At 61.6% G+C, this 19,868-nt stretch carries 17 protein-coding genes; 9 read left to right on the forward strand and 8 right to left on the reverse strand.

The features are described 5' to 3' along the window. Positions 1-83: 83 nt before the first annotated feature. The 7 genes from ABUH87_RS17725 to ectA all read right to left on the reverse strand — a co-directional run bounded on the left by ABUH87_RS17725 (position 84) and on the right by ectA (position 7,419). A complete protein-coding gene (locus ABUH87_RS17725) occupies positions 84-1,430 on the reverse strand; it encodes an MFS transporter (protein WP_367775437.1) in 1,347 nt (448 codons plus the stop codon). Further along, positions 1,427-2,668 carry an MFS transporter gene (locus ABUH87_RS17730; RefSeq protein ID WP_367775439.1) on the reverse strand — a complete coding sequence of 414 codons (1,242 nt, stop codon included), beginning with the start codon at positions 2,666-2,668 and terminating at the stop codon, positions 1,427-1,429. The genes ABUH87_RS17725 and ABUH87_RS17730 overlap by 4 nt, the downstream gene beginning before the upstream one ends. A 71-nt stretch (positions 2,669-2,739) precedes the next feature. Next, positions 2,740-4,176, reverse strand: coding sequence for an aspartate kinase (locus ABUH87_RS17735; protein ID WP_367775440.1), 1,437 nt, complete (start codon positions 4,174-4,176; stop codon positions 2,740-2,742). Further along, positions 4,173-5,087 carry an ectoine hydroxylase gene (gene thpD / locus ABUH87_RS17740; protein ID WP_367775441.1) on the reverse strand — a complete coding sequence of 305 codons (915 nt, stop codon included), beginning with the start codon at positions 5,085-5,087 and terminating at the stop codon, positions 4,173-4,175. The genes ABUH87_RS17735 and thpD overlap by 4 nt, the downstream gene beginning before the upstream one ends. Before the next feature lie 21 nt (positions 5,088-5,108). Further along, positions 5,109-5,522 (reverse strand): ectoine synthase, encoded by a 414-nt coding sequence (locus ABUH87_RS17745; protein WP_367775443.1) that lies wholly within the window; start codon positions 5,520-5,522, stop codon positions 5,109-5,111. A gap of 15 nt (positions 5,523-5,537) precedes the next feature. After that, positions 5,538-6,839 carry a diaminobutyrate--2-oxoglutarate transaminase gene (gene ectB / locus ABUH87_RS17750; protein WP_367775444.1) on the reverse strand — a complete coding sequence of 434 codons (1,302 nt, stop codon included), beginning with the start codon at positions 6,837-6,839 and terminating at the stop codon, positions 5,538-5,540. Between the two features lie 16 nt (positions 6,840-6,855). Beyond that, positions 6,856-7,419, reverse strand: coding sequence for a diaminobutyrate acetyltransferase (gene ectA, locus ABUH87_RS17755; protein ID WP_419956721.1), 564 nt, complete (start codon positions 7,417-7,419; stop codon positions 6,856-6,858). A 184-nt stretch (positions 7,420-7,603) separates the two neighbouring features. Between ectA and ABUH87_RS17760 the strand changes: the two genes are divergently transcribed. The 3 genes from ABUH87_RS17760 to ABUH87_RS17770 all read left to right on the forward strand — a co-directional run bounded on the left by ABUH87_RS17760 (position 7,604) and on the right by ABUH87_RS17770 (position 11,516). Beyond that, a complete protein-coding gene (locus tag ABUH87_RS17760; protein WP_367775445.1) occupies positions 7,604-8,092 on the forward strand; it encodes a MarR family winged helix-turn-helix transcriptional regulator in 489 nt (162 codons plus the stop codon). Positions 8,093-8,397: 305 nt separating this feature from the next. Then, positions 8,398-8,949 (forward strand): biliverdin-producing heme oxygenase, encoded by a 552-nt coding sequence (locus tag ABUH87_RS17765; RefSeq protein WP_367775446.1) that lies wholly within the window; start codon positions 8,398-8,400, stop codon positions 8,947-8,949. Between the two features lie 5 nt (positions 8,950-8,954). Next, complete coding sequence (locus tag ABUH87_RS17770) at positions 8,955-11,516, forward strand: HWE histidine kinase domain-containing protein (RefSeq protein WP_367775447.1); 2,562 nt, start codon at positions 8,955-8,957, stop codon at positions 11,514-11,516. A gap of 30 nt (positions 11,517-11,546) precedes the next feature. Here the strand turns inward: ABUH87_RS17770 and ABUH87_RS17775 are convergent, their stop codons facing one another. Next, entirely contained in the window at positions 11,547-12,530 is a 984-nt protein-coding gene (locus ABUH87_RS17775; RefSeq protein WP_367775448.1) for a DNA topoisomerase IB, read from the reverse strand. Positions 12,531-12,661: 131 nt separating this feature from the next. Between ABUH87_RS17775 and ABUH87_RS17780 the strand changes: the two genes are divergently transcribed. The 6 genes from ABUH87_RS17780 (at position 12,662) to ABUH87_RS17805 (ending at position 19,830) form a co-directional block, all read left to right on the forward strand. After that, positions 12,662-13,900, forward strand: a complete 1,239-nt coding sequence (locus ABUH87_RS17780) for a putative DNA modification/repair radical SAM protein (protein ID WP_367775449.1) — start codon at positions 12,662-12,664, stop codon at positions 13,898-13,900. A gap of 65 nt (positions 13,901-13,965) precedes the next feature. Continuing rightward, positions 13,966-14,448: a hemerythrin domain-containing protein gene (locus ABUH87_RS17785; RefSeq protein WP_367775450.1), complete on the forward strand. Its 483-nt coding sequence runs from the start codon at positions 13,966-13,968 to the stop codon at positions 14,446-14,448. A gap of 19 nt (positions 14,449-14,467) precedes the next feature. Next, positions 14,468-15,868, forward strand: a complete 1,401-nt coding sequence (locus tag ABUH87_RS17790) for a UdgX family uracil-DNA binding protein (protein ID WP_367775593.1) — start codon at positions 14,468-14,470, stop codon at positions 15,866-15,868. Between the two features lie 38 nt (positions 15,869-15,906). Beyond that, positions 15,907-16,428: a pyridoxamine 5'-phosphate oxidase family protein gene (locus ABUH87_RS17795; protein WP_419956720.1), complete on the forward strand. Its 522-nt coding sequence runs from the start codon at positions 15,907-15,909 to the stop codon at positions 16,426-16,428. 112 nt (positions 16,429-16,540) lie between these two features. Next, on the forward strand, positions 16,541-19,288 hold the full coding sequence (locus ABUH87_RS17800) for an ATP-dependent DNA helicase (RefSeq protein ID WP_367775452.1): 2,748 nt from the start codon (positions 16,541-16,543) through the stop codon (positions 19,286-19,288). Continuing rightward, positions 19,285-19,830, forward strand: coding sequence for a SixA phosphatase family protein (locus ABUH87_RS17805; RefSeq protein WP_367775454.1), 546 nt, complete (start codon positions 19,285-19,287; stop codon positions 19,828-19,830). Before ABUH87_RS17800 ends, ABUH87_RS17805 begins: the two co-directional genes overlap by 4 nt. Positions 19,831-19,868 lie beyond the last annotated feature (38 nt).

Genomic DNA, 19,868 nt, shown 5'->3' on the forward strand with positions numbered 1-19,868 from the left:
CTACACAAAGGTATACCGTCGAACTCCGCGATAGTTCCGCCGCCTTGCGCCAGCGCTCTGACCGAGCGCTGGCGATGTTTTCCTTACTCTATGTCCCGCAACGACTTGCCTGCTGTTTCCCGCGTATAACGAAGCCCGACCGCGCCGACGAGACAGGCCGCCATCATGGTGTAGGCAGGCATCAGAAGGTTGCCCGTGGCATCGATAAGCCAGCTGTTGAACGCCGGTGCCGTGCCTCCGAACAACGACGTCGAAACGTTGTAGGAAATGGCGAAGCCGGCAAAGCGCACATGCGTGGGGAACATGGCCGGAAAAGTCGCCGAGATGGTCGCGAGTTGCGGCACGTAAAGCAGACCAAGCACCGCGAACCCGACGATTGCGCCGCTGATCCCGCTTCCCATGAGGAGATAGAGAGGCACCGCGCCCACGAACAGGCCGATCAGCGAGAACCACCACATCGGCTTGCGCCCAATCCGGTCGGAAAGGGCTCCGGCGAATGGCACCAGCACCATCATGAACAGCATACCCACGATCGGCACCACGAGCGCCGCATCGGTGGACAGGCCAAGCCGGCGCTGCAAGTACGTCGGCATGTAGCTCAGCAGCGTGTAATTCACCACGTTGAGCGCAACCACCATTCCGCCCATGGCCAGAAGCGGCCGCCGGTAGCGGGTGATCAGGTGCCTCAGCTCCGTTGAAGCGGCCGGCTCCGTCTCGTGATGGGCCTCGATCTCCCGAAAGACCGGCGTGTCCTCCATCTTGGAGCGCAGATACATACCGACCAGGCCCATCGGTCCGGCGACGAGAAACGGAACGCGCCAGGCCCAGTCGTACATCGTCTGGTCGCCCAGCAACAGTGAGAAGCCAAGCATGAGCAGCGCACCGAACGAGAACCCCGCAAGCGTACCGAACTCAAGGAAGCTGCCGCAAAAGCCGCGCTTATCGTCAGGTGCATACTCGGCCATGAAAGTGGCCGCGCCCCCATACTCCCCGCCAGTCGAGAAGCCCTGCACCATCCGCAGCACCACCAGCAGCAATGGCGCCCAAAATCCGATCGTCTCGTAAGAGGGAATCAAACCGACACCGACAGTAGCGCCCGACATCATGAGAATGGTGAGGGCCAGCACCGTCTTGCGGCCATAACGATCACCCAGCGGCCCCCAGAACAAACCACCGAGCGGGCGAACCAGGAACGAGATCGCGAACGTCGCCAATGCGAACAGAGTGGCATTCTCGGTCTGGCCGGGGAATAACGCGGCAGAGATATAGGTCAGCCCGTAAGCATAGATGCCGTAGTCGAACCACTCCGTCGCATTCCCCAGCGCAGAAGCCGCAATCGCGCGGCGGAGCACCGGCGCTGGAACGGCTTCGGGATGGCCTATGGGCACGTCGGCCCCGAAAAGCGGCGGATTGTCCGTGTGTGACGTCATGGCTTTTCTTCCAATTCTTCGTCGGCGCGAGGGTCGAGCGTTGCCGCAACCGGCGTGGTACGCGGCAGGACCTGGTAATTCTGCTGCTGATCGAGAGGCACAGGCAGCGCACGCAACTGTCGCCAGAACGCGAAGACCAGTGTTCCGCCGGCACACAGGGCGATGAAGAAGAACAACCCTGCCGGGCCCGCCACCGTCACCGCAGCCGCACCGGCCATAGGCCCAGCCGCAGCGCCCGCGGAGTAGAGGAGTACAAGCCCCCCGGTGGCAGCGACCCTCTGAGCCGGAGCGAGGTGGTCGTTGGTGTGCGCCACGCACAACGGATAAAGCGCGAAGCTCAAGCCCCCGAACAGTGCGGCAAGGGCAAACAGCGCAGGGCCTTGGCTTGCTAACACAGCGATGCCGAGGCTCGCCAGCAGAGCGCCGGCGAGGACGCCGACGATGACCTTACGGCGATCGAAGCGATCCGACAGCCGCCCAAGGGGCCACTGCAGAGCCACGCCTCCAAGAATCACCACGCTCATGAACAAGGCCGTGGCTGAGAGATCCATCCCCAGGCGGCGGACGAAAACAGGTCCAAGCGCATAAAAGGCGCCGAGCATCAGCCCCGTGATCGTGGCTCCGACTATCCCGAGTGGTGAAGCGGCATAGAGATCACGCACCGGCAGCGCCGCGCCATCGTCGGGCAAAGGGGCAGAGATCCGCGTGAGTACGACGGGAATGGCGGACAACGAGATCAGGATTGATGCCACCAGAAAGGGCATCGAAGGTTTGGTCTCACTTAAATTCAGCAGGAACTGTCCGACCGCCTGACCGGAGTAGAGCGCGATCATGTAACCCGCGAGCACCGAGCCACGGGTGGCTCCCTCTGCTCGCTCGTTGAGCCAACTCTCCAGGCAGACGAAAACACCTGCCACGCACAGGCCATCGATGAAGCGCAGAGCACCCCACAGCAGTGGATCGCGGTGAATGGCGTACGTCAGCGTACTGGCAGAGAGCAAAGCCACGAAGGCTGCGAAGGCACGAATGTGACCAACTCTGCGCACAAGCTGAGGCACACGCAGAGACCCAGCCACCAGCCCCGCGAAGTAGGCGGTCGCGACAAGGCCAATGAAAACGGCACTGCTTCCCGCGCGCTCAAGGCGGACGCTGACAAGAGTGGAAAGAAACCCGCCGCCCGCCATCAGCATAAAGATGGCGAGCAGCAGGCTTCTTACGGGCAGGATCGCTGTCAGCATGTCAATTAACGATCCGGCCTCTCAGATGATCCTGAAACCAGCGGTTGTGCCGCGGTTCGTCGTGGCAAGCATCACGCCGCGGCGCGTGCCGATTCACCGGATCCAGTATCGACCAGCGCTTCGTGCAGCGCCCTGACAGCATCGTCGAAGCGCGCGCGCTCAACGATAAACTGCACATCCACGTTCCGGATCTGATGCTGCATGGCGATCATCTCAACACCCGCCTTGTCGAGCGCGAGCAGGGCGCGAGGGACAAGCCCAGGCTCCGAGATATCGCTGCCGATCACCGAGACCATCGCGACTGGCTGCGATGTGACGGCCGAGCCCGGGAACGCGTCTTCCAACTCTGCGATCACTCTCGCAACTGTCTGCGAGTCCGTCGACAGGTAATGGGTGATCGTATTCGCGTTGGACGACTTGCTGACGATCCAGGCGCCGTGCCGCGTAAGCGTTTCGAGAATGGCGGCATCGAAGCCCTTCTCGCCCACCATGTCCTGTTCGAAGAACTGGAGTGCATAGACGGTTTTCAGGCCGGTGACGATCTCGACCCGCGGCTTGCTGGTGACATAGTCTCCGCAGATCAGCGTGCCGCCATCCAGCCGGTCGAAAGTGTTGCGCACGCGCAGCGGGATTTCAGCCTGCCTGAGGCCCCGTCCAGCCCTCGGGTGAATTGCCTCCATCCCAAGGTTCGCCAGTTGGTCCGCCACGTCATAGTTGGTGCGGCCAATCTTGCGTGCCTTGTCGACGCCGACCAGCTTGGGGTCCGCACTGGAGAGGTGGAACTCCTTGTGGATGATCGCCTCGCGCGCCCCGGTAAGAACCGCGATGCGAGAGAAAGTCATCTCGGAGTAGCCGCGCGCGTACCGCTTCACCATGCCGCCTTCGCAGCCGGCATAACCGGTCACGATCGGCATCTGCTTGGTGAGATCTATCGGCTCAAGCGCCTCGCGAATGCGCTTGTCCAGCGAGGCAAGATCGTCCTGGCTCCACAAGGTAAGGTCGACGAAAACCGAGTTCACGCCACGATCCCGCAGCAGCAGCGCAGTAGAGTGAGCACTGTGCGCCTCGCCAAAGCCCGCGAGCATTTCACGCACTGTGACAAGCTGCTCCTTGAGACAGAAGCGCCCATGCGCGCGCAAGCGGTCCAGATCGGCCAGACAATCGCTGAGTTGCTCAACTCTGCAATCCACGAAGGCATTCGCCTCGGCCAGACTGTCTGCACGAGCGAACATCTCCGCATTGCGCGCCTGCATCGCGTCGCGGACGGCTTCCAAAGCCTCGCGCCAGCATCCCTTCGACTCGTTGGCCGCGAAGCGGGCGTAAACCCCGGCCGCGCCCGTCTTCTTGTGCTCCAGAAGCAGGTCGGTCATGCCCGCATAGGCGGAGACGACAAAGATCCGGTTATAGAGTTCGGACCCACTGCGCCCGGCGATCAGCACATTGTCGAACACCGTCGACGTGGCGGCCATGGATGTGCCGCCGATTTTCTCTACACTATGTCCGTTCATGCAGCCATCTCCGCCAATGATCCCGCTTGGATGCGCACTGGCGAGAAATCGCGCTCAGCGATGAAGTCCGGCCGGGGAGCTTCGGCAGCGAACGGCGCTTCGATGTGGTTTGACACCGCGTTGTAAACGAGGAAGGCGTTCGCACGAGGGAACGGCGTGATGTTACCGTTGGACCCATGCATGGTGTTGCAGTCGAACACGATCACTGTGCCCGGCTTTCCGACCGGAGCCTCGATGCCATGCTTGTGCGCGAGTTCGGCAAGGGTGTCCGCATCCGGCACTCCGAACTCCTGTCGCTTGAGCGACATCTTGTAGTGATCACTCGGCGTGCGGCCGACGCAAGAGACGAAGACGCGATGCGAACCAGGGATCAGCATCAGCGGCCCGTTGTGCGGGGTGTTCTCTGCCAGCAGCACGGACATCGAGAGCGCGCGCATGCGCGGCATTCCATCTTCGGTATGCCAGGTCTCGAAGTCGGAGTGCCAGTAGAACTCCTTGCCCTGGAAACCAGGCTTATAGTTCAGCCGCGACTGATGGATGTAGACCTCGTCGTCGAGAAGGTAGCGGGCAACGCCTGCCAGTCGCTCGTCCGACGAAAGCCGCTCGATCACCTTGCTCTGCCGGTGGATCGCGAAGATGGACCGAATTTCCTGAGCTGCAGGCTCAGTGATGATGGTCTCTTCGTCCAGTCCGGCCGGATCAGCCAGTAGCCGGCCTGTTTCGCTCTGCAGAGCAGCCACTTCGTCTTCAGAGAAGACATTCTCGATTACGAGATAGCCATCGCGGTCGAACTGTTCGACCTGCGCCGCGCTGAGCGGTGCTCCCGGCTCCCACTGGCGATAGGCAACCGGGTCGTGGCGCGGCAGCAACTCGGGGGTCGCCGCCTGACGCGACGGGTAGCTGTCATTCATGGTTTGGCCCCTGTTGATCTTTCATTCAGTAAGCGCAGGCTCGCGATCCTGATCGACATCGGCGGGATACGCGCCGTTCTCGTCATGGACTTCGCGGCCCGACACTGGCGGGTTGAAGACGCAAGCGGTCAGCAGGTCTGTCGTCGGACGAACGATGTGCCGATCATGCTCGTTGAGCGCGTACATCACGCCGGACTTCAGGTCGTGGATTTCACCCGTACCCAGGTCCTCAATGGTCCCGGTGCCTTTGAGAATGAGGACGGACTCCAGATGGTTCTGGTAGTGCATCTTCAGTTCGGTACCGGCAAACATCGTGGTGACATGGAACGAGAAGCCCATGTTGTCGTCCTTCAGCAGCATGCGGGCGCTGACCCAGCCGTCTGACTTTACGTTCTTTTCGGACGAGCGGATTTCCTTGAGATCACGAACGATCATGATAATTTCTCCTTGTTACGCAGCGACGCCGTAGGCTGGCGAGAGTGCCGCCCGGATCGCATGCTCCAGAATGTCGAGGCCGCTTTCGAGAACAGAGTCCTCAATGGTGAGCGGCGCGAGAACCTTGACGATCTCGTCGTGCGCTCCGCTGGTCTCAATGATGAGGCCCTTGTCGAAGCAGGCGCTCGTAATCGTCGAGGCAATCTCACCCGAACCCACGTCAATGCCACGCATCATGCCGCGGCCGCGTGTCGACAGGCCGTGCTCCTTCGCCATGCGATCGAGCCGCTTCTCCAGCAGCGCGCCGCGGCGGGCGATATCGGACTTGAATGCCTCGTCCGCCCAGAAGTGCCGTATCGCCTTAGTAGCAGTTACGAAGGCGTGGTTGTTGCCCCGGAACGTGCCGTTGTGCTCGCCCGGCGACCACACGTCGAGTTCAGGACGGATCAGCGTGAGCGCAAAAGGCAGGCCCATGCCGGACAGCGACTTGGCCATCGTCACGATATCGGGGGTGAAACCCATACCCTCGAAGCTGAAGAAGTTGCCGGTCCGGCCGCATCCCGCCTGGATGTCATCGACGATCATGAGCGCGCCGTGCTTCTTGGCGATCGCGGCAATCTTGCGCAGCCACTCTGGCGAAGCGGCGTTCAGCCCCCCCTCGCCCTGGACCGTTTCGACCAGGATCGCAGCAGGAGCATCAAGCCCGCTTGAGGGGTCGGACAGCCGCTGCTCGAGGAGCGCGGCGGTGTCCACGTCAGGCCCATAGTAGCCGTCGAATGCCTCGTGGCTGACATGACTGAGGGGAATGCCCGCCCCGCCACGCTTCCCGGCATTGCCCGTGCAGGCAAGCGCACCAAGCGTCATGCCATGGAAGCCGTTGGTGAAGGCGAGGATCAGTTCACGTCCGGTAACCTTGCGGGCCAGCTTGATGGCCGCCTCTACAGCGTTGGTGCCGGTAGGACCGGTGAACATCGCACGATAGTCCAGACCGCGCGGCCGCAGGATGACGTCCTCAAGAGCGCCCAGGAACTCGGCCTTGGCATCGGTGTGCATGTCCAGACCATGAGTAATGCCGTCCGAGCTGATGTAGTCGATCAACACCTGCTTCAGTTCGGGATGATTATGGCCGTAATTGAGCGACGAGCAGCCCGACAGGAAATCAAGGTAACGCCCGCCGTTCCCGTCATGCAGCCACACGCCTTCAGCGCGATTGAACTGGCGCGGCATGGAGCGAGAGTAGCTGCGAACCTGCGATTCGCGTCGGTCATAAATGCTGATGTCCGGCGCAGAGGCGCTCGGACGTGCTGTAAGAGCCATGTGGAATTCTCCCTGTTCAGCTCGTGATTGTGTTTGGAAGCGGTGCGATCTGCACCTCCCATTCGGTGTCATGCGCCCCGCCGAAATGGACGTCCCGCTCAAAGCGCGGCGCCTTGGTCAACCCCGCGCCGTGACGCCGGGCGAAAGCGCCAAAGAGACGCCACGAGGCGGCATTGTCTTCGGTGATCGTGGTCGTCATCATGGTCGTGCCGGCAAAAGCGGGACGCACCAGCAGCTCATCGAGCATACGGCCTGCCAACCCTTCCCCACGCGCAGAAGCAGCCACGGCGACTTGCCAGATAAACAGCTTCTCGGGGGCAGATGGCGGACGATAGCCGGATATCCAGCCTTCGATCTCGCCGCCGCGCTCAGCCACGACACAGGTGTCGGCGAAGTCGCTGCACTGCAGCAGGTTGCAATAAACCGAGTTGGTATCGAGTGGAGGGCAGGCTGCGATCAGTTTCGCAATCGGGTAGCCATCCTCGGCCCGCGGACACCTGAAAGTGAACGGGGCCTTGAGCGTATGGGCGGCCTCTTCAGGGTCGCGCGCGCGCTCCTTTGCATTGCCTGGGACTTCGATAATTATTCGCTCCCCGAATTATCTGCACCGCAAACTTCGGCGGCATCCGACAGTGTGGGCGCTTTATATGGCTCTCTTCTGTCATTCCGCAACCCGCAACAGCAAAAAGATCACGAAACATGCTTCGGAAGCCGAAGGATAAATTTCGTTGGCAGAGACTGCGGCGGAGCATAGCAGGGCGTACATGAGCGACGTACTGACCACCGAGGCACTGAAAGCGCTGCGCCGTATTCTGAGGGCTTCCGATCTGGGCACGCGCAAGCTCGCGACGGCCACGGCGCTAACGCCATCGCAGCTTCTGGTACTCCAGGAAGTGGAGCAGCGCGGGGAGACCACCCCGAGCGCGCTTTCCGCTTCGCTGCAGTTCGGGCAGGCGACGATTACCAACATCGTCGATCGACTGGAGAACGCGGGTCTGGTCACGCGCCAGCGCAGCAGCCGCGACAAGCGTCAGATCATTCTCCAGGTAACGGATGCCGGCCGCGCCACGATCGAGCGCGCACCAGACCTGCTGCAAACACGTTTCAGCGAGGGTTATGAGGCTCTACCCGCATGGGAGCGCGCCATGATCCTCGCAGCACTTGAGCGCCTCGGCGAAATCATAGGCGCGCAGTCCATCGACGCCGCTCCGCTGCTGGACGCAGGCGCCATCGCCCGATCGCACGAAGTGTAAGGCAGGCCTTCCCGGTTCATGCCCAAGCGTCGCTGTTACAAGGGTAATCGGCGGAGCGACACGCTCCCTGTCTCGCGGGGAGGACGGCACCGGTTGCACCGCTGGTGGTGAAGAACGACAGCCGGTAGCGCTGGTCATCGCACGTGATACAAATGGCCAGTAATCGGTCCCGCGCAAGCTATTGCTGCCTGCGTACGGGGATAAGCCTCTACACACGGGCCGGTCGCTTCGGACGCTGCCTGTCAATTTGTTGGACAAAGGCGCCCGAGCGAACCTAAATGCGGGCACGGAGATAACTCGCTTACATGCAATCACTTCTTTCCCATTTTCGCACGGCGACGAAGGCTTCGCACGAGCTTCTCGACTCAGCTTTCGGGTCGCTGGACCTTTCCGACCGCGCTGATTACGTCCGCTTTTTGAGCGGCCACTACATGGGGATGGCGCCGGTCATCGGTCAGTTCAGAAACTTCGTGGAAGGCACACTTGGCCTCCAATACCCGGATTACAGCCGCATGCTGCGCGAAGACCTGGCGGCGCTTGAAGTGGATGCCGACAGTTTACCTGGAGTGACGCCGAGCGGTGAAGTGTCGCCAGAAGCGGCTGGATATGTTGTCTCCGGCTCACGTCTGGGACTCACTACACTGGCCCGCGCCGGGTACTGGGGCCGTTCTCACGATCTTCCGTCCGCGTACATGGATGACGTAGAAGGTCTCTCCATATGGAAGAGCACAGCAGCCCTGTTGAAAGAGGACATGCCGGACGACGCGCGCGCGAAACGTCAAAGCATGGCGGCCGTCGTGGTATTTGACACCTTCCGTGAAGCCTTTGCCACAAGCGCACCGGATCCGGTGCGGTAAGCGCGATGGTAGACGCGTTTCAGCAGGTGGACCTTTCGACCTGCGATCTTGAACCGATTCACATCATCGGTCGGATTCAAAGTTTTGGTTGGCTTCTGTCGTTCTCGAGCGACTGGATCATCAATCACGCCTCGCTCAACTGCGTTGATTTGTTCGGCGTGGATGCGGTGGAGATGTTCGGTCGCGCTGCGACTGACTTTATCGCGCCCAGCGCCCTGCACGACATCCGCACCCGGCTGCAGATCCTGGGGAGCCCCGACTCGGTCGAGCGGATCTTCTCGGTCGAACTGCTGGACGACGGACGCTGTTTTGACATCGCGCTTCATGCGTCAGGCCAGTCTTTCATCCTGGAGATCGAGCCGAGCGACACCGGACGCCGCCGTGACTACGTGAACTACGTGCGGCCGATGATCGACCGCATGCGCACGTCGAAAACGACTGAGCAATTGTGTGCCAGCGCTGCTCGGCATCTGCGCGCCCTCACCGGCTTCGACCGCGTAATGATCTACAGGTTCGAGCCGAATGGCGCTGGCGAGGTTATTGCGGAAAGCCTGAACGGCAGCGTGGACAGCTTCCACGGACTCCACTTCCCGGCCTCGGATATTCCCGCTCAGGCCAGGCGCCTCTACTCCCGCAATATCTTGCGAATTATCAGCGATGTGGACGACCCCACCGTAGCGGTGGTTCCCTACACAAGTCCGCGTGGCGAGCCGCTTGATCTCTCGATGAGCGGTCTGCGCGCGGTATCCCCCATCCACATCGAATACCTGCGCAACATGGGCGTAAAGGCTTCAATGTCCGTATCGATCATGCGGCGGGGAAAGCTGTGGGGGCTGATGGCCTGCCATCACTACTCACCCTTGCGCCTGTCTTACTCGGTTCGAACTGCGGCCGAACTGTTCGGAGAGTTCTTCTCTTACCTGCTGGATCAGCGAGAAAGTGACTATTCCTTCGAGAAGCGCAACCAGTCGATGCGCCTCCATGACGAGATCATGGCGCGCGTAGCAGGCGGCGATTCCCTTCTGGGAGCCTTTCACGATTTTGCCGATTCGATCGGGAAAGTCATTCCGTTCGATGGGATTCTCGGCTGGGTCGATGGCCAGTTCATGGCACAAGGATCAACGCCCACCCAAGTGCAGTTCGAGGCGCTGGCAAGGTTCCTGAACACCGCCGGTGCAAGCACCGTGTGGTCTACCGAGAGTATCGCCAGCGTTCATGAACCCGCTCGCGCCTTTAGCGAGAGTGCGGCGGGTCTGCTCGCTCTGCCCGTATCTCGAACACCACGTGACTACATCGTGCTTTTCCGGCGCGAACATCACCGCGAGGTCCATTGGGCGGGCAATCCCGAGAAGGCCATCGAGCTTGGTCCGAACGGGGCGCGCCTGACTCCGCGAAAGAGCTTCGATCTCTGGAAAGAAGAGCGGCGAGGCTTCTCCAGGCCTTGGACCGCCGACGAGATCTCTGCCGCGGAGTCTCTTCGCGTCACCCTGCTGGAAGTCGTGCTACGGCTCGCCGACGCGGCCAACCTCGAACGTGAGCAGGCGAACAAACAGCAGGACATGCTGATCGCCGAGTTGAATCACAGGGTACGCAACATCCTGAACCTTATCCGCGGGCTGGTGATGCAGTCCAAGGACGGCGCCGAGACGATCGATCATTTTGCCGAGATCATCGGCAGCCGCATCCACGCGCTTGCCCGCGCACACGATCAGGTGACGCAGACTGACTGGTCACCCTCTTCACTGTACAACCTCATCCGCACCGAGACGGACGCCTACGCCAGCGAAAGTGCAGACCGCGTGACGATCGACGGTCCCGACGCAATGATCGCACCGGGCGCGTTCACGACGCTGGCGTTGGTCATCCACGAGATGATGACCAATTCCTGCAAGTATGGCGCGCTCTCGGATTCGCGCGGCTCCATCGCCATCAATGTCAGCCATGGCGACGACCAGTCCCTTGAGATCGATTGGCGCGAGACCGGTGGCCCAACGGTCAAAACGCCGACCCGCCGCGGGTTCGGATCGACCATCATCGAACGTACTATCCCGCATGAGCTCGGCGGCTCCGCCGTCGTCGACTACCCGCCGGATGGACTCCGCGCGACATTCCTGATCCCAGGAGAGCACATCGCCGCATACGACACGCCGATGCCATCGGCCCACGAAGCCCTCGCTACGGTGCCAGAGGTACGTGAAAGTGCGCCGGAGCTCTTCTCCGCGACGGCACTCATTGTGGAGGACAACGTCATCATCGCCATGGAAGCCGAGGACGTCTTGCGCGACCTGGGCTTCGATGATTGCGAGATTGTCGGTTCGGTGAAGACAGCACGGGCGCTGATTGCCAGCGAAGACGTGAGCTTCGCGATGTTGGACGTCAATCTCGGCAAAGAGACGAGCGAGGAGGTCGCCGAACTCCTCCACGGTCGTGGCGTGCCCTTCATCTTCGCCAGCGGCTATGGGGATCGGTCCTTTACGACCGGCAGGTTTGAAGGGGTCCCGGTCATCACCAAGCCCTACACAGAACGCGACATCCGCGCGGCGATTGCACGCCTCAGGCGCGACTGAGCCAGAAGGCGCAGGCTTACGGCTCCGAGATTATGCAGAGGTATTCTCAAGGAAGACGATCAGCCCGCGTTCTTCCCGGGTCAGCCATTGCGTCTTTCGCGGAAGAGAGGCGGGCAGCGGAGGTGCGTTTCCATCACCTTTCGCCAAAGCCACCACCGCGGGATGAACATAAGACTTCCGGGCTATGGCCGGGGTATTTCCAAGCCGTTCGGACACCTCGCTCATCAGCCCTTTCAACGTCATCTGCGGCTCCTCCCAAAGCCGCCCGAACGCGAAGGCACTCGCTGCCCAGGTGCGGAAGTGCTTGGCGGTGAATGCGTCACCCATCGTCTCGTGAAGGTAGTCGTTCACGTCGTGGCTGTGCACGGGCGTAGAATTGCCCTCCTCGTTCAGGTACTGAAAGAGATGCTGGCCCGGTAGATCTTGCATTCGACGCACACACCGTACGAGCTTTGGATCATTACAATCGATCTCATGGAGCTTGCCGGACTTGCCACGGAAGCGCAGGCGCAGCATCCCCCGGTCGATCTTCGCATGCCGGCTGCGCAACGTCGTCGCGCCGAAGCTCTTATTAACTTTGGCATAGCGCTCATTGCCAATTCGGATTGCGCCTGTGTCCAGCAGTGCCACGACTGACGCAATCGCGCGGTCGCGAGACAGCTTGCGTGACGCCAAGTCCTGAGAAACTCGCTTTCGTAAAATCGGAAGTTCTCTGCCAAATGCTGGGCAAAGATCGAACTTCATCGCCTCCCGCTCTTCGCGCCAGTCGGGGTGGTACCTGTACTGCTTTCGCCCTTTCGCGTCGTATCCGATTGCCAGAAGGTGGCCGTTCGCATCGGGACAGAACCAGCAGTTCTCATACGCGGGCGGCAGTGCGATGCGATTCAGACGGTCAATCTCATCCCGGTCGGTAATCCGGGTGCCCTCGGGAGAAAAGTAAGCCCATGCGCCACTTCGCACTCTGCAGCGCGTAACTCCCGGCTCGCTGTCGTCTACGAAGCGCAGCTTGACCATGCGTGTTTGGCTTTCCACTCAAAGGTTTGCAGCCCAAACGCATCAATGCCCGCAAAGTTTGCACGGCATGTTCAATGCTCTGCACCAAAGGGCAATCGCCACCCCCTGCATGCGAACATATAACGAACATCATGGCTCATCTGTCTCTGAAGGAAAAGCTGACAATCCTGGCTGACGCCGCGAAGTATGATGCTTCGTGCGCCTCCTCGGGAACAGCCAAGCGCGATAGCCGGACAGGTGGGATAGGCTCGACGGAGGGCATGGGCATCTGCCATGCCTACGCACCGGATGGGCGGTGCATATCCTTGCTGAAAATCCTCCTGACCAACTACTGCCAGTTCGATTGCCATTACTGCATCAACAGAAAGAGTTCGTCGGTTCGACGCGCCGCCTTCACTGTTAAAGAAGTCGTCGATCTTACACTTGGATTTTATCGCCGGAACTACATCGAAGGGCTGTTCTTGTCCTCGGGCATCATCCGCAGCCCGGATCATACGATGGAGCAGCTGGTACAGGTTGCGCAAACGCTGCGAGAAGGCCACGGCTTCAAAGGATATATCCACCTCAAGACCATCCCGGACGCCGATCCGGAGATTGTTGCGCAGGCGGGTTTGTGGGCCGATCGAGTGTCCATCAACATTGAATTGCCTACGACAAGCGCGCTCACACGGCTGGCACCAGACAAGTCCGAGAAGCGGATTACCGGGGCGATGTCCGACATGAAATTCCTGATTGCGGATGCGAAGGACGCCAGCCGGCGCTACAAGTCTGCCCCGGTTTTCGCCCCGGCTGGTCAATCAACGCAAATGATCGTCGGTGCAGATGGCGCAACGGACGCACAGATCGTGGACCGCGCCGCTTCGCTCTACCGGGGCTATAAGATGCGCCGCGTTTATTATTCGGCGTTTTCCCCCATCCCCGACGCAAGCGCCGTGCTCCCTTTGAAGCGACCGCCACTCTTGCGCGAACATCGGCTTTACCAGTCAGACTGGCTCATGCGGTTCTACGGCTTCGCGCCTCACGAAATCAGCGATGCGGCAGAAAACGGTATGCTTCCGCTCGACATTGACCCCAAGCTCGCCTGGGCGCTGAAGTTTCGCAGCGCTTTTCCGGTAGATGTGAACCGTTCCGAGAAGGAGCGATTACTTCGGGTGCCCGGGCTTGGCGTCAAAGCAGTGAATACCATCGTGTCCACGCGGCGTTTTCGCACTCTGCGGCTGGAGGACGTGGCGCGCCTCACGCAGTCGATTGCCAAGGTGCGCCCCTTCATCATCGCAGCTGACTGGCGGCCCACGGCTCTCACCGACCGTGCCGACCTGCGAAGACTACTCAGCCCTCGCGAACAGCAACTGGAGCTTTTCGCGGCTTGAGAATCGTTCGCGACAGCAACCCCGGTCCATCCTGCCGGTTTTTCTCTGCAACAAGGAGATCGACAATGGCAGATGCCCGGATATTCCAGGACCTCAAGGCTGATCACGACCGTCAGCGCAAGATGCTCGCAAAGTTGGGCGATACGTCCGGCAAAGGCGATGAGCGAGCCAAGCTGTTCGAAGAGCTTCGCAAGGAACTGCAGGCGCATGCGGCAGCAGAAGAGGAATCGCTGTACGCCACCATGCTCGCCTGTCCGGAATTGCGCGACGAAGCACGCCACTCTGTGTCCGAGCACAAGGAGGTCGACGATTATCTCGGCGAACTCATGGATCTGGAGATCAGCTCTGAAGAGTGGCTCAGCAAGTTCGGAGAGATGCGCCACCGGTACCTTCATCACATCGATGAGGAGGAAGAGGACATGTTCCCGGAAGCTGCGAAGACGTTGAGCGACGAAGCCGAGGCCCGGCTGGCGCGCGTTTTCGAGGATCGCAAGCCCAAGGAGCTTCAGCTGGCAGAAGAAGAAAAGCCAGGTGACGAGCGCGAATAGCCTTCAGTCCAGCGACACGATGCGCGCGCCGCCGGCGCGCGCCGTTCGCCTTCAAAGCGAGGACGACTGGGAAGAATGGCGCGACGCGGCCCGTCGCTTCCTGGCTGCCCGCGTAGAGCCCGACCGGATCTCTTGGCACGTCGGCGAAAGCGCGGACGACTTATTCGCGGCAGGGGACCGCGACCTTCCTTCCCCTCCCCAGCTTGAACTTCGCGTTCCGCGGCGTTTTCCGGATCTGGCGCAAAGTGCATTGCTGCACTCCGATCCCGAGCGTTTCGCATTGGTTTACCGGCTCCTTTGGCAGGTCACCGAACACCCCGGACTGCTGGACGATCGCGCGGACCCGCTGGTCCGCCGAGTTGAGCTCATGGCGAAGTCTGTGCGAAGAGACCTCCACAAGATGCGCGCCTTCGTGCGCTTTCGCGAGACGGAGGAGAACGGCGGCAGCACGCGCTTTGTCGCATGGTTCGAACCTGAGCATCATATCGTGCGGGCCAACGCCGGCTTCTTCCTGCGGCGGTTCGCCAACATGGCGTGGTCCATCCTCACTCCAGAGATCTCCATCCACTGGGATGGCGAGACGCTGACTGAGGGGCCCGGAGCAGATCGCACGGCAGCACCGCGCGAGGACGAAATCGAAGAGATTTGGAAGGCGTATTACGGCGCCATCTTTAACCCGGCTCGGCTCAAGGTCGGGGCAATGACTCGAGAGATGCCTCGGAAGTACTGGAAGAACCTCCCTGAGGCGCAACTTATTGCACCGCTGATTGCTGGAGCACAGGCAAGGGAGTCGCACATGGTCGCACAGCAAGTACCACCAGCTGAGCGCGCAACCACTCTCCATGCTCTCGCAGAAGAGGCCCAGGGATGCCGCCGCTGTCCGCTTTGGAAGGGAACGAACGGCTGCGTCTTTGGAGAAGGACCGGGCGATGCCCGCCTGATGATCGTGGGTGAACAGCCAGGAGACGAAGAGGACAAGGCGCACCGTCCATTTGTCGGACCGGCTGGAGGGGTACTCGATCGTGCCCTAGGCGAAGCAGGGATTGATCGCGAGGCGGTCTATCTCACGAATACGGTCAAGCACTTCAAGTATGTGATGCGCGGCAAGCGACGGCTTCACCAGAAACCCGACGTTCCAGAGATCGAGGCGTGCAGATGGTGGCTTGATCAGGAGATCGGTCTTGTTCGCCCCCGCGCCACCGTAATGCTCGGAGCGACCGCAGTGCGGGGCGTAACCGGACGGACAGGTGCCATTGGCAAGATGCGCGGCTCGCCAGTTCCCCTGGATCACGGCGCCGGAATTGTCACCTGGCACCCATCGTACATCCTGCGCCTGCCTGACCGGGATGCGGCGAGCAATGCATTCTCTGGCTTGGTGGAGGATCTGCGCCTCGCCGCGAAGGAAGCGCAAGCCGGCTGAACACCTATGGCCCTGCCCTTTGGAGCAGGGAACGCCGCATGTCCCCTCGCGTTGATCCGTTAAGACCGGCCCAATTTGACCGCGAGGAGAAGACCATGGACCACGAGACCCGCGAGACGTTCTGGAAGGCGTTCGAAGACAGCCCTTACATCATGATGAAGCTGGAAGGCTCTCACGAACACTCCGAGCCGATGACGGCGCAGCTCGACAAGGACGCGCACCACGCGATCTGGTTCTTCCTTCCCCGGAGCAACCGCATCGCCGCTGGTGGCGCCGCAAATGGCCACGTTGCGACAAAGGGGCACGACACCTTCGCTTCGCTTACCGGCCTGCTGGTGGAGGAGACTGACGCCTCCGTTCGCGACAAGCATTGGAATACGGTTGTGGAAAGCTGGTTTCCAAACGGCAAGAACGACCCGAATGTCCTGATGCTACGCTTCGACATCAAGGACTCAGAAGTGTGGGTTGCTGACATGTCGCTCAAGGGCAAGTTCAAGATGCTGACGGGTCAGCCAGTCAAAGCCCACGAAGCCGGCGAGCACGCGACCGGTCGGGTCTGACCATAGATCGAGCTTAAATCACTTCCCAGTCTGCATGCTCGCGCATCTCCACAAGGTGGAACGCGCGAGCATGTGTTTACATTTCGTTCCGCGCTCCCCATCCTGTGGGCGCATGCCGCCCCTGTCTCTTCCCGCCCTTCATGCCAGCCACGCAGGCTCATGGCTGCTTGACCGGTCGGGTTCCACCCGCACCGTTGGCAAAGGCGAAGCCGTAACCGCGGCTGCGGACACCCCTCATCTCATCATCAACGCGCCCTTGGTGGCCACACGGCTCGGCTACCCGGATCTTTCCGGATTGGATGTGCTCGAACTCTTCGCCTTCGTGCACCCTGCTCGCTTCGTCGTCCCCACGCCCAAGGGCCTAGCCCATGCCCTGGGGCTACCGGAGCCTGCAGACGATGCCGAGGTGCCACACCTCCTTCAGAACGCAGCCGGGGTACTCTTGGCTACGTGCATGGACCCGGCGTGGCCGCAGCGGGAGGGCGCGTGGAGTGCTCTGCAGTCGCTTACCCGTTTGCGGTGGGCCTGGGCAGCACCTCTTGCCGGTCACATCGCGCGGCCCGAACGGGCAGAGCGCTGGCTCTTTTCCAAGCTGCCTGAATGGGAAGAAGCAGGCGAGCAGCCGCAACCGCGCCAGATCGCTATCGAAGAGGCCGCCACGCTCACCCGCCTGCAGCAGCTGACAGGAGCGTCGGCAGAACAGCGCGAAAGCCAACGCGACTACGCAGTGCGTGCCGCAAGCGCCTTCTTACCACGCCGCAAGTCTGGCGAGCCGCACCTGCTGCTCTCCCAGGCCGGTACTGGAATCGGCAAGACGCTCGGCTACCTGGCACCCGCTTCGCTCTGGAGTGAGCTTTCGGGCGGAACCGTGTGGGTCTCGACTTTCACGAAGGCGCTGCAGCGGCAGCTGCGAAAAGAGAGCCGGCGTGCCTGGCCGGAACGGCGCCCGGATGGATCGCAGCCAGTGGTGGTGCGCAAAGGCCGCGAGAACTACCTCTGCCTGCTTAACCTGGAAGACGCTCTGCAAGGCGGGTTTGCCGGTCGGGCTGCGATCCTTGCGCACCTTGTCGCGCGATGGGCAGCATACACTCAGGACGGAGATATGATCGGCGGGGACTTGCCCGGCTGGCTAGCCACCTTGTTCCGTCAGCGCGGCATCACGGCGCTGACGGACCGCCGGGGTGAATGCGTCTACGCGGGCTGTTCGCACTACCGGAAGTGCTTTATCGAGCGTGCCTCCCGCGCCAGCGCCAGCGCCGACCTGGTGATCGCCAATCATGCTTTGGTCATGGTGAATGCGGCGCGCGGGCGCGACCACGCCGCGCGACCGATGCGAATCGTCTTCGACGAGGGCCATCACGTCTTTGACGCTGCCGATTCCACCTTTGCCGCTGCCCTGACAGGTGCCGAGTCGATAGAATTGCGCCGTTGGGTTATCGGCCCGGAGAAGTCATCACGCGGGAGGCGTCGCGGGCTTTCGGCGCGTCTTGCAGATGTCGCCAGCTATGACGAGGCGGGTGGCCGGGCAGTCGAAGCCGCGCGAACAGCGGCGGAGGCCCTGCCCTCCGATGGTTGGCTCCAGAGGCTGGCAGAAGGGGTGCCCTCAGGCCCGCTTGAAGAACTGTTCGCCGCCGTACGCGCCACTGTCTATGCTCGCGACGAGACTGGCGGCACCGAAGCAGGGTATGGCTTGGAGACGGAAGTCGCCGGGCTGGAGGGCGCTTTCGTGGAACTGGCGCAATCTGCCCGCGCGGCTTTGGCCGAACTGCGACAGCCGCTCATCCGCCTCGGGACACGGCTGGAGGCCATGCTTGAGGAACCGCCCGATTGGCTTGACGGCCAAGGGCGCCAGCGCCTCGAAGGCGCTCGCCACTCACTTAGCTGGCGCGTGGATCTGCTCGCTGCCTGGGAAGCACTTCTTGAAAGGCTGGGCGGGCCCGCTGATCCTGAGTTCGTCGATTGGCTGGCCATCGACCGGAGCGAAGCGCGTGAGTTCGACATCGGCATCCACCGCCGGTGGCTCGACCCGATGAAGCCATTCGCGCGAACAGTACTGGAACCGGCACATGGCGTAGTCATGACCTCCGCAACGCTGGCCGACCGTACGGGGAATGAGGATGATGACTGGCGTCTGGCCGTAGTGCGTAGCGGGGCGCCACACATCGGCGTGATGCCGCAGCTGTCTGCCCACGAGAGCCCCTTCGATTACGCGGGACAGGCCGAAGTGCTTATCGTCACCGATGTCCCCCGCGGCGACATTCCCGCGCTGGCGGGGGCATACGGTCGACTTATAGAGGCATCCGGAGGCGGAGCGCTCGGCCTGTTTACTGCCATACGCAGGCTGCGGGCGGTGCACGGCCGAATTGCCGACCGCCTCGCGCGGGGAGGCCTGCCGCTATACGCGCAGCATGTCGACCCGATCGACACCGGCACTCTCGTGGACATCTTCCGAGATGACCCTTCCGCATCGCTATTGGGCACCGATGCCCTCCGGGACGGGGTGGATGTGCCCGGCCGGTCGCTGCGGCTGGTGGTGATGGAGCAGGTTCCCTGGCCCCGGCCCACTATCCTCCATCGTGCACGCAGGTTGGCTGCCGGCGCCCAGAAAGGCGGTGCAAGCGCCTATGACGACGGGATCATCCGCGCCCGGCTGGCGCAGGCATTCGGACGCCTGATCCGCAGCAAGGAAGATCGCGGGCATTTCGTCGTACTTTCGGCCGCCTTCCCCTCCCGGTTGCTGACGGCATTTCCACCAGCGACGCCAATCCGGCGCGTCACGCTGGACGAGGCCTTGCAACGCGTCTCCGCTCATGGTCTGGAGCCGACGATGAACGATCAAGCTGCTGCCCCTCTTGCATGAAGACCCTCGGCCTATTTCGCCATGCCAAATCCGACTGGAACGATGCACGCCTGCGTGATTTCGACCGGCCGCTGAACGAGCGCGGTCGTACGGGCGCGGGCCTGATGGGGCTGCACATTCGCCATTATGGGGTACGCTGGAAGCGAATCATCGCGTCCCCCGCGGTGCGCGTAACTCAGACGATTGAACTGGCCGCCCGTGCAGCCGGGCAGATGCCGCCTCTCAACTGGGATCGTCGCATCTATCTCGCCAGTTCACCGACGCTGGCGGATCTCCTGCGCGAACAGGACAGCGATCCCGCCTCTATCCTGATGGTCGGACACAACCCGGGCCTGGAAGATCTTATCTTTGATCTCGTTCCCGACGACGGGAGCAGCCCGTTGCGCGATGAAGTGGAAGAGAAGTTTCCGACCGCTGCATTCGCAGTCCTGGAACTTGAGATCGACGCCTGGTCCCAGCTCTCCGACAACTGCGGGCGGCTGAAGCATCTCATGCGCCCGCGCGATCTGGATGCAAAGCTAGGACCCCAGATAGAGGATTGAGCCTCGCCCGCAGCAACGCAGATTCATTTCAACGCAAA

Origin of the sequence: Novosphingobium rhizovicinum (assembly GCF_040813635.1) — a bacterium.
GTDB lineage: Bacteria > Pseudomonadota > Alphaproteobacteria > Sphingomonadales > Sphingomonadaceae > Novosphingobium > Novosphingobium rhizovicinum.